Consider the following 10,611-nt stretch of genomic DNA (forward strand, 5'->3'; position numbering starts at 1 on the left):
CCTTTGACTGCAACAGTAAAGGGTTCCGTTTTAGGTTGCTTTTTTTAAAAAAACGTGCCGAAATTGCAGTCGTTTGACATCATTATTGGTGTCTAAAAAAGCAAAACACGCCATAGTCATTGACGAGTTTCTTTATTAGGAATCCCTTTCCCTTATTTAACTTAAGCTCCCGGTACCTCAATAGCAAATGAATAACAACTCGTTATTTCTCCCAAAGCTCGACAAGTCGACCATCTGGATCTTCAATCCAAATAAACTATCCAAATTCACTAATCTCTTTTTTCTTTACAATAGGTACACCAATATGTTCAAGATGCTTAATAGTCTCGTTTAGATTATGTACTTGGAAATTTAACATCACTTGTTGTTCTGTTGGAAAATAACTGTCATTCTCGGTAAAGAATGAAAAGATAGTTTCATTTCCTAACTGGGGTTTTATAACAGTTCCATTCCAATTTTCTATTTCAATCTTCAACACTTCACTGTACCATTTTTTTATAACTTCAAGATTCTTAGTTCTCCAAAATATTCCTCCGAATCCTTTTATCATCTTGTCTAACTCCTTTCTGTCATCAAATTTTTAGCTGTTTCCTTTTTCAACCATACTGCTTCGTTCGTTTATTAACTTCAACAAAAAAGTGCGTAATCCTTCTTGGATCAATGCACCCGTTAGCTTCAATATAATTTTTCACAAATTCAAAAAACGAGTTAATTAATTCACTCCTTAAAAGCTATATATTTTTTGTCATTAAAATCTTTATACTCTACATTTTCTATTTCACCTGACAATGAATAATGGAAAATGAGTTGCTCATTAACCATTTCTGTTAAAAATATTGCTTTAGAGGAATTGTGACTCACAGGTATAAGTTTAAATTTATATAATACACCGTACATCTTTGGTACAGTTAAATATAGTTCACCCTGTTTAATGGAGATGTCTAAAACTGTATTTTTGTCATTTTCAATTAAATACTTTCCAGTAATACTTTCTATGTTTGTAAAGCTAATTTGCTCAATAGGAAGTGCTAATGATGCATTTTCCTCAAAAATTAGTTTAGCGATTTCTTTAGTTAAATGCGTAACAGGAGTTACAGCCATATTACTTAGAAAGATAATTGTTACCTGTTCATCAACAAATCTTAGAAAATCGCTAAAGAACCCACTTATATCTCCCCAATGGTGGACACATTTTTTACCCAATATATCATTTACCATCCACCCACAGGCGTATGAACCAAGATTTGGGGCAAGCATTTTCTCCATAAGTTCCTTGTTAAGAAGCTGAGATGATTTTAATGCTATGTCCCATAGGAACAGGTCCTCTGTTGTAGAATATAAACCATACGCACCCAAGGGAAATGATAAGTCTGCATAGGCTGAGTGTATTGGGTTTTCCCAAAAGGAATAACCAGAAGCCAAATTAGAAACTACCTTAATTCCGTCATCACAACCTGTGTTATACATGCCTAAAGGACGGCATATTTTTTCCTGTATGTAATCCCCATAAGACATATCCGAAACTGTTTCGATAATAGCTGTTAGCAAAGTGTATCCTGAACTTGAATATTCAAATCTACTTCCTGGTTCGAAGTTCAATGGAAGATTTTTAAACGAATCGATTACCCGATCCAAAGTTGAAGGAAGTCTCATTGATTTAGACCAAAAGTCTGGAAAACTTGTATAATTAGGAATTCCTGTAGTATTAGTTAAACAATGGTAAATTGTAATTTTTTCACCTTGTGGGTAGTTAGAAAGATATTTACCAATGCAATCATGTATATTCAATTTCTTCTCTTCATGTAATTGAAATATAGCAAGAGAAGTAAAAGCCTTGGTAAGGGAACCAATACGGAATTTAGTATCAGGTTTATTGGGTACCACATGCTCCCAATTAGCCATACCAAACCCTTTGTTTAAAAGAATATTATCTTTATCAGAAACTAATATTGTTCCATTTAAATAATTATTTCCTTCGTATCTTTCTATCCATCTACCTATCCTTTCTTCTGTTACCATGTAAATTCCCCCATAGTTTCCTATAAGAATCTAAATTTTTATGTATACGATAATAAATTTATATTACTTTCTTTAATTAAACGTTAGCAATAGTTTCGGGTGACAGACCTTTGAGCAACGTTCCTTACTTTCCAAGTACCTTATAACCTAGCTATCTATTCTAAACTTAGGTGCTTTCTGTAAGCCTGTGAGCTGGATACCGCCATTGTTCACTCCACATCACTCACCCCATCGTAAGGTGAGACAATAGTTTCCTATTGTTCAAACTATAGACCCATACATTCGGTAGTTCGTCTTTTCTTTTCCACAAGAAAATTCATACCATACTTAGTTTTTCAGCCATCCGGCATATCCATTGGCATACCTTTTCCTAGAAGAATGGCTTCAGCCGTTGTTCTGCCGACTTCACCTGAGCTCCAGACCTCAAAATTTGTCCATTATGACGCATGCAGGAGTATCAATGGGATAGTTTCAAAATACGTGGTTTTATCATTCCTATCCTCGGTTATAAAGTTGGAATTTCAACTGAAATCCCTTGTCTTTTCGCACATACGGCTTATGACAAAACTTGTCGCGCTGCCCCGTTTGTTGAATAAGGATATAATACAATACGGTTCATATAATGAAACATATTCTATCTGTTTCGATCTTCTTATTTCATTGTTATAAAAACTCTTTAAGTTATCCTATTCCAAAAAATACTTTTTCTTAATTCCACGGTATAGGAAATTACTAAATCTCCTTTTGATGCTCAAAGCAATAAATCTTTCCATTAAAGATGATTTTCTGTGACTCACAATATTTCTTTACCTTTTCAGAAACTACTGAATTACATACCACACATCTACTATGGCTTGCAGGTTTCTTTTCTATGACCTCTTTTATGGCCCCTATATGAGCGTCTCTTGATTTAATATCAGTTATATTAGCAGCCTGTATAGCAGAAAAAATGGTTTCCATTTCATTGGTATCCAGTAGTGGCTGTTTATTCTGCAACTTAGTTACAGCCACTTTTCGATTTATGAACTCAGTGAGCTCTACATCATATACTATTAATTCTTGAGAGGAGATCTTTCTTAACTCCGGCTCAACCTTAACCGTACACCTCTTTGTGAACGAAACCATATTTACAAAAAGAGGGTAGTCCTTATTGTCAACATACTTAGATAAAGCCTGAATATGACCAAAGTTCTGTTTCAATGGGTTCAACATCTTGAACTTTCCATTAACTAGCCAATAGCCTGTGTTTTTCCCGCCGTATATAGTCCCTTGATAATTTTTAGTCTCGATTACAAATATACAATATGGAGTTAAGATAATATGGTCAATTTGAGAGTATCCCGTTTTTGATTTTTCATTTTTTAACATCAGGTCACTTAAGTGTAAATATTCTTTAGGAAGTTGGTCTAACTGAATATCAATTTTATATTCTCCTAATTCTCCTTTGCGAACTGCCAAACCTTCCTTCTCCTGAACCTTTTCAATTTTTTCGGATTTTTGTTCTTGACCCATCTTGTCCTTATGTCTGAAAAATCCCCGTAGTATTTTCATTCCTACCCCTCTTCCAACTAACTGTTATTTCTTATATCGACATTCTCAGTAGTGCTTTAAACAGGGATAGAAAATGGCAAATCTACATCGCTATTTTTTCATTTGTTCAACTAAGGCTGCCCTTTAACACGATAAGAAAAGCCGGCTATTTAGTAGACGGCTCTTAAACTCTAGCACCCTATGGTTTAAGTACATATTTTCACAATCAGCTATCAAATATACTTTCCATTTGGTGATTCAATAGGTCCTACAAATAATTCTCCATTTTGAAATTCAAATTGATAAGTATATTTTTTATATATAAAAAGGCAGACGATACAAAGTACTACAAGCAATAGCAACTTATATTTTGATCTAATCACTGCACCCTGGCCATCTCCCATTTAAGCTATAAATACATTGCCTGCTGCTAAACTGCCCTTTACTTCAATATTAAAATAGCCTTGCCCTTTATTAAAGCAAAGCCCCCGTTAGCTTAGGTATATTTCTTCACAAACTATTACCTTTATCATGAAGAGCACTATTATTATAATGTGACTCCTTCTTTATCACAGGTGCACTTTTTCCAATTATTACGCATATCACAACAACAATCGCTAAAACAATCGTAAGCCATGTAACCGATTCTCCTAAGAACAATACAGAAAATCCAATCATTAAAAAGGGCTGTAAATATTGAATCTGTCCAACTCTTGCAATCCCTCCCAAAGACATCCCACCGTACCAAGCAACATATGCTAAAAATTGGCTTACAACAGCTAAATAGAACAAACTTATCCAAGCTTCGATTGGAGCTTGTAACATATCGACTGATATGCTTAAGCCAACAGGAAAAATAAAAAACGGGGCTCCAATTAATATAGCCCAAGCGATGACTTGCCAACTACCAAGCTCTTTTGATAGTTTTCCACCTTCTGCATAGCTTAATCCAAGAATTAAGACAGCTACAATTAGTGCAACATCTCCATTTTGTAATTGACCTAAACCTAAATACACGGCATAAAGAAGCACTGCTATCGAACCAATAATACTCGCAATCCAATAGCGCTTAAAAGGTCGCTCGCCTCCACGCCACAAAGCAAAACCAGCTGTCGCGAGTTGCAGTAAAGCCAATTCAATTGCGCCATGTGTTACAGGCAGTGATTTCATTGCAAATGTTGTTAATAACGGAAAGGCAAGTACAGCACCAACGGTAACAATACCCAAGCTTGTCAATTGTCTTTTATTAGGTAATGATTCTTTTTTTATGATAAAAATGATACTTACGATTATTGCTGCAATAACTGTCCTACCCATCCCAACAATTGTCTCACCGAAATAAGGGACAGCAATACTTGTGGCTGGTAATGTAAGACTAAAACAAACTATGCCAATAAAGCCGATAAGCATTCCTCTTTTTATATTGTTTTCCATTCAAAATCCCCCTCCACAATCATACAAATGTATTTAATCATTGTTAAAAAGAATAAGCTAATTAAACATGATTGTAATTGATATCAACTCTTTTTAATACAGTAAAATTCCACATCTGTCATGGGACAGATACTAAGGAGAATCTATATGACAACAAAATATAGAGGTATTTTAGAATGGGTGAAACAGCAAATAGAGGATGAGCAGTTAAAAACAGGTGATAAATTACCTTCTATTCGGCTGCTCGCTGAACAATTTCAATGTAGTAAAAATACGGTTGTAAAGGCATTAGTTGAATTGGAACAACAACATGTTGTCTATGCTAAACCCAAAAGTGGCTATTACGTCGTTGATTATTACCAAACAGCTAGACCACATGAAAATGATATTGATTTTTTATCTGCTGGTCCGGATAAACGTATCATGCCTTATGAGGACTTTCAGCATTGTATGAACCAGGCAATTGACCATTATAAAGAACAATTATTTACTTATAGTGAGCAACAGGGACTTTTTTCTTTACGAAAGGAGCTTGCGAAGTATTTACAACAATTACAAGTATTCACGAAACCTGAACGACTTGTTATTACTTCTGGCTCACAACAAGCGCTCCACATTCTATCCATCATGCCGTTTCCAAATGGGAAAAAGAATGTATTAATTGAGCAGCCTACTTACTTTGGTATGATAGATACCCTACAGTTAAATCAGATTCCAACATTAGGAATTGAATTAACAATGGAGGGTATTGATTTTTAAAGGCTTGAGAACTTATTTCGAACCAATGATATTAAATTCTTTTACATCATTCCAAGATGTCATAATCCACTTGGGCATCATTATACAAATGAAGAAAAGAAAAAAATCGTTGCTCTTGCAGACAAATACGATGTATACATTGTTGAGGATGATTTCTTAGCAGAATTAGATTCGGATTTAAAAGCAGACCCATTGTTTGCGTATGAACCTAACGGAAGAGTCATTTATGTAAAGAGTTTTTCGAAAGTATTTTTGCCAGGGCTACGTATAGCTACTGTTGTACTCCCTGAAAAATTGATTCCCACTTTCGTAAGTTATAAATTTAGCACTGATTTCACTTCATCGCCACTTTCACAAGGAGCATTAGAAATCTATTTAAAAAATGGTATGTTTCAATATCATTTAGAAAGCGTAAAAAAATTGTACGTAAAAAAAATGAAAACATTATTAGAAGCCTGTTCATTGTATTTACCGAACTATGTACAATTTACAAAGCCAAAAAGTGGTTTTTATCTCACCATCTTTTTGCCTTCCCATATAGATGTCAATAAATTGATTTACCTATTACATGAAAAACATATTTATGTAGACAACGCTTCTAGAATGTATTTAATTGAAAACAAACAGCAAGCAATTCGACTAAGCATTTCACAAGTAAATGAAGATAAGATTAATCTCGGTATTCAACTATTAGCAACTTATATAATCGATATGTGTGAAAAAAAGAAATACAATCCACTCTCGTTTAAATCCTATCATTAAAGTCAATAAGACATCTTTTTTATCAATGTTTCTAATCTATAAACAAGCTTTATTTAACAATACAATTGATTTATAAATGTCCTACCAAAATATTAATATTATTTAACTAACAAGAACCTTTGAACAAGACAATTTAAAAGAGTCGATTCCTTAATCGTAAAGGAGGAATCGACTTTTTAGGTTGAACTCTGTAGCGGACAAAATTCCGAAATATTGGTGGTATGTCTTAAAGAAGTTGTTCAATTAACCTGCCACGTTAGCATAAAAAGGGATTGCCGCTGTTCAGCAATCGCCCTTGTTTTTGTTTAAGAAGTTAAGATCATTAAAAATACTTATCCAACCTCATTTGAATTTTAGGAAGTAGCATAAACTGGTCGTGTTCTCTTTCTTCAATTTCTCTCATACTATACTCAAGTATTTCTTTTGCTTTTTCTTTTTCTCCTGCAAGAAGATAAAAATCACACACTTTATCATAAAAAACGATTCATAAACGGAATTTTTCCGGTTATTTTCGTACAGTAAAAATCCATTCCGTTATAACAGGACCTAAACAAATAGGACAACAATTTATCCGCTGTTGTCCCATCCAGCCACATTAATTGACCGCCTTTATTAACCACTGGAGAACCTGATCAATCTCATCCTTGGTCGTAAATCTGCCCAAACTGAAACGGATCGCGCCCATTCCAACCTCTTCAGGAACTGCCATCTCCTTTAAAACCGGCGATAATTCGATGCTGCCGGCATGACAGGCCGAACCAGTAGAGGCTGCCAACTGGGGAATGGCATCAAGCAAGTCCTGCCCTATTTTTTTGACAAAGCTTACATTCAAAGTGTTGGGCAGCCGCTCCTCTGGATGTCCGTTTAATAGAACTTGCTCCCCAAACTCTTCCTTTAACCGGCTCCAAAAGTAGTTCGTCAGGTCCTTTAGTTCATTTTTTTCAACCTGGTTCTCAGCAATCTCGCATGCCTTCCCCAATCCGACTGCCAATAGAGTATTTTCCGTCCCTGCCCGCAGCCCGAATTCATGGCCCGCGCCATGAATCAATGGTTCAAGTTCGATTCCTTTCCTCTTATACAAAGCACCAATTCCTTTAGGAGCATAAAGTTTATGCCCAGCGATTGTCACCATATCGACTCTTAACTCGTTCATATTGACTGGTACTTTGCCGACTGACTGAGAAGCATCCGTATGGAAGGCAATTCCGTATTTTTCAGCTATTTTCCCAATCTCTTGAATGGGCTGTAAGGATCCAGTTTCATTATTTGAGTGCATAATTGAAATTAGGATGGTTTCTTCTGAGATGGCCTTTTCGACATCTTCCGGGGACACTCTCCCATATTGATCCACGCCTATGTAGGTGACCTTTGCCCCCATATGCTCAAGAAATTTACAGGGGTTCATCACAGCTGGGTGTTCAATTTTCGATGTAATGATATGGTTACCTTTGCTTTTATTTTTAAAATAGAAGCCCTTTAATGCCAGGTTATTGGATTCGCTTCCCCCGCTTGTAAAGATGACTTCCTCAGGAGAACAGCCAAGTAAGCTCGCAACCTGTTCTCTTGCATTCCGTAATAACTCCTTTACAGGTGCCCCTGCCCAATGCAGCGCGGACGGATTCCCATAAAAATCTTGCAGCAGAGGCATCATTGCATCAATTACTTCAGGTGCCAGGGGTGTACTGGCATTGTAGTCTAAATAAATGCGGTCCATTCAGATTCATCCTTCCTCGAGTACATTCACTCTGTTTCTTCTAATTACATACTTGATTAATTTATGAAAATTATCATTTACATATCTTGCCTGGACAAAGAAAATTGACCCAATTGAAGCATCCATAAAAGCCAAAAAAGACAATATACACAATAACATTCCAGCAACCATAGATACTAATATTAGTAGCAAAGATATTCTATACATTTTCGCTTGTTCCAAAAAAATAACAACACCTTTTAAACCATTTTAAATTTATTGTTATTTTAACAGATGTTCTTCTTCAACTAAACTGCCCGTTAGTCTAATAAGAAAAAAGCCGGCCAATTTTAGCCGGAACATATGTTTTTGCACCCGTCAGTAAAGAAATTACTCAAATATCTGATTAAGTTTAAAAGCTGTATTGATATAGTAACTATTCGTAACTACATTGCCAGAGTTGCTAAAAACCTTGAATTCATGAACTTTACTCTTTTCTTCAACGATAATTCTTCCATCTGGTCCCTGTTCAAAATTAATTTTGGAAAGCTCCTCTCTTGGTGAGGAATTGATTTTTTGAATGAATTGCTTGATAACTTTTTTATCAGTGATTACAAATGGACCATCGCTATCCCAATTCTTATAAAGTGTAATTTTAGCGTAGCCCTCGTCCTTGATAATTTTATCACCAAAGACTTTATTTCTACTCACCATTGCAATAATCAAAAGTACCGTGCCTACCAGTAAAAAGAATTAAAGTTTCTTCATTATTCCTCCCCCAAACGGTCACTGATGTTTCTAAAACGCAAAAGAATAGGTAAATTCTTTTTTATTAGACGATTTTTTATTACTAAGTATTACTCTTCAGTTTGCCTCTTATTGAGCTAACCTGTCCCGTTAGTACCATAAGAATTTACCTCTCCAATTCAATATATTCTCTTAGTAATTTCCACTCATTACCCTCTTTTCTCCATACAAACATACATTGAGCAGTGTAAGGGGCTCCATTTATTACATTAGTCTCTCTTCCTAAAACTAAAATTTCATTTCCATTTTTGCGTTCAGTGATTGAAACTCCCTCAAAACTTTTCTCTGCATTATCCATTTGTCTCAACACACTGTTTAAGTCATAGTCATAGTGGTATGTGTCAGGTTTATCAAGATTTGAATGTGCCCAATACCCTACAAAACTCTCTGACATATAATTTCTAATCCCTTCACCATTCTTAGTGACAAAACCGTCATTCCAAGCCTTAAAATAGTTATTTAATACTTCCTTTATAAAGTTCAACCTTAATTCCCCCCTTCATACATTTCAATAAAAAACGATTATTACTCCTGCTACAACTAAAGAGACTGTTGGCAGCCATCTTTCTTAAACTAACGCCCCCTTTAGTTTAAGTGAAACATTTCACTTGTGGTGATTATTCGGTTTTTATTCTATTAGTGATATATTAGTTAAATGGGAGGTGAAAAAATGGATCAACATCTACATCACGTAGAAGAACATTTTTCTGGCTCTGACCTCATTCGTGATGTTGTCATTGGTATGTCAGATGGATTAACCGTACCGTTTGCATTAGCTGCTGGTTTGTCCGGTGCTGTTGATACAACAACATTAATTCTCACTGCCGGAGGCGCTGAAATTGCAGCAGGGTCAATTGCAATGGGACTTGGCGGATATTTGGCAGGAAAAACAGATGCGGAACATTATGAATCTGAACTTGCCCGTGAACGGCGCGAAGTAATAGAACTACCAGAGCGTGAAGAAGAGGAAGTATCTGAAATTTTCAGGGAATATGGGCTTGAAGAAGACCAAATCAAATCGATTACTGAAATCATGAAAAAGAACCCTGAAAAATGGGTAGATTTTATGATGAAATTTGAATTGGGGCTAGAACAGCCGGAGCCGACAAGAGCTAGAAACAGTGCGATTACCATTGCTATTTCTTATATTGTCGGAGGGTCAATTCCTTTGTTTCCATATTTTATCTTTCATAAACCTGCAACAGCATTAATGGTTTCTGTTATTGTCACACTTATTGCCTTATTTATTTTTGGATATGTAAAAGGAAGGTTTACAGGAACTTCTCCGGTGAAGAGCGCTTTTCAAACAATGGTTACTGGAGGACTTGCTGCAGCAGTTGCATTCGGTCTAGCAAGAATTCTCACCTGACAGTTGAATTTTCGTATGTGGTAAACGATAATTACATGCATCCCCTGCCTAATGGTGGGGGTCAATTTGTGTGAGGCAATGGATATTTGCTAGGAAGATGTATTAACCTAGAAAATTACCTATCTTTCACTAAAAATGCAGATTGTGAATCATTACACTTAAACTAAACTCCCTCAATGAAGAAAGGAAAATCTCCCGTTTTCTCCTGTTTTCTTAGATTTTCATAGTAGTTTACCTT

The 10,611-nt window shown here is 35.6% G+C and carries 8 protein-coding genes and 1 pseudogene; 2 read left to right on the top strand and 7 right to left on the bottom strand.

Annotated features, from left to right (window positions below; translation table 11 throughout):
- Positions 1-256: 256 nt before the first annotated feature.
- The 4 genes from G8761_RS15955 to G8761_RS15970 all read right to left on the bottom strand — a co-directional run bounded on the left by G8761_RS15955 (position 257) and on the right by G8761_RS15970 (position 4,983).
- On the bottom strand, positions 257-550 hold the full coding sequence (locus G8761_RS15955) for a VOC family protein (RefSeq protein WP_166028385.1): 294 nt from the start codon (positions 548-550) through the stop codon (positions 257-259).
- Positions 551-717: 167 nt separating this feature from the next.
- Positions 718-2,019, bottom strand: coding sequence for a serine hydrolase domain-containing protein (locus G8761_RS15960; protein ID WP_166028387.1), 1,302 nt, complete (start codon positions 2,017-2,019; stop codon positions 718-720).
- Between the two features lie 732 nt (positions 2,020-2,751).
- A complete protein-coding gene (locus tag G8761_RS15965) occupies positions 2,752-3,570 on the bottom strand; it encodes a nuclease-related domain-containing protein (RefSeq protein ID WP_166028390.1) in 819 nt (272 codons plus the stop codon).
- A 489-nt stretch (positions 3,571-4,059) separates the two neighbouring features.
- Positions 4,060-4,983, bottom strand: a complete 924-nt coding sequence (locus G8761_RS15970) for a DMT family transporter (protein ID WP_166028392.1) — start codon at positions 4,981-4,983, stop codon at positions 4,060-4,062.
- Positions 4,984-5,130: 147 nt separating this feature from the next.
- Here G8761_RS15970 and G8761_RS15975 point away from each other — a divergent pair.
- Positions 5,131-6,504: pseudogene (locus tag G8761_RS15975) on the top strand (aminotransferase-like domain-containing protein).
- A 595-nt stretch (positions 6,505-7,099) separates the two neighbouring features.
- Here G8761_RS15975 and G8761_RS15980 read toward each other — a convergent pair.
- From G8761_RS15980 to G8761_RS15990, 3 genes are all read right to left on the bottom strand, one after another.
- Positions 7,100-8,218 (bottom strand): cysteine desulfurase family protein, encoded by a 1,119-nt coding sequence (locus tag G8761_RS15980; protein ID WP_166028394.1) that lies wholly within the window; start codon positions 8,216-8,218, stop codon positions 7,100-7,102.
- Positions 8,219-8,587: 369 nt separating this feature from the next.
- Positions 8,588-8,923, bottom strand: coding sequence for a hypothetical protein (locus G8761_RS15985; RefSeq protein ID WP_166028395.1), 336 nt, complete (start codon positions 8,921-8,923; stop codon positions 8,588-8,590).
- A 187-nt stretch (positions 8,924-9,110) separates the two neighbouring features.
- Complete coding sequence (locus tag G8761_RS15990; protein WP_166028397.1) at positions 9,111-9,488, bottom strand: nuclear transport factor 2 family protein; 378 nt, start codon at positions 9,486-9,488, stop codon at positions 9,111-9,113.
- A 186-nt stretch (positions 9,489-9,674) separates the two neighbouring features.
- Between G8761_RS15990 and G8761_RS15995 the strand changes: the two genes are divergently transcribed.
- Complete coding sequence (locus G8761_RS15995) at positions 9,675-10,373, top strand: VIT1/CCC1 transporter family protein (RefSeq protein ID WP_166028399.1); 699 nt, start codon at positions 9,675-9,677, stop codon at positions 10,371-10,373.
- Positions 10,374-10,611 lie beyond the last annotated feature (238 nt).

Origin of the sequence: Neobacillus terrae (assembly GCF_011393025.1) — a bacterium.
Taxonomy (GTDB): Bacteria; Bacillota; Bacilli; order Bacillales; family Cytobacillaceae; genus Neobacillus_A; species Neobacillus_A terrae.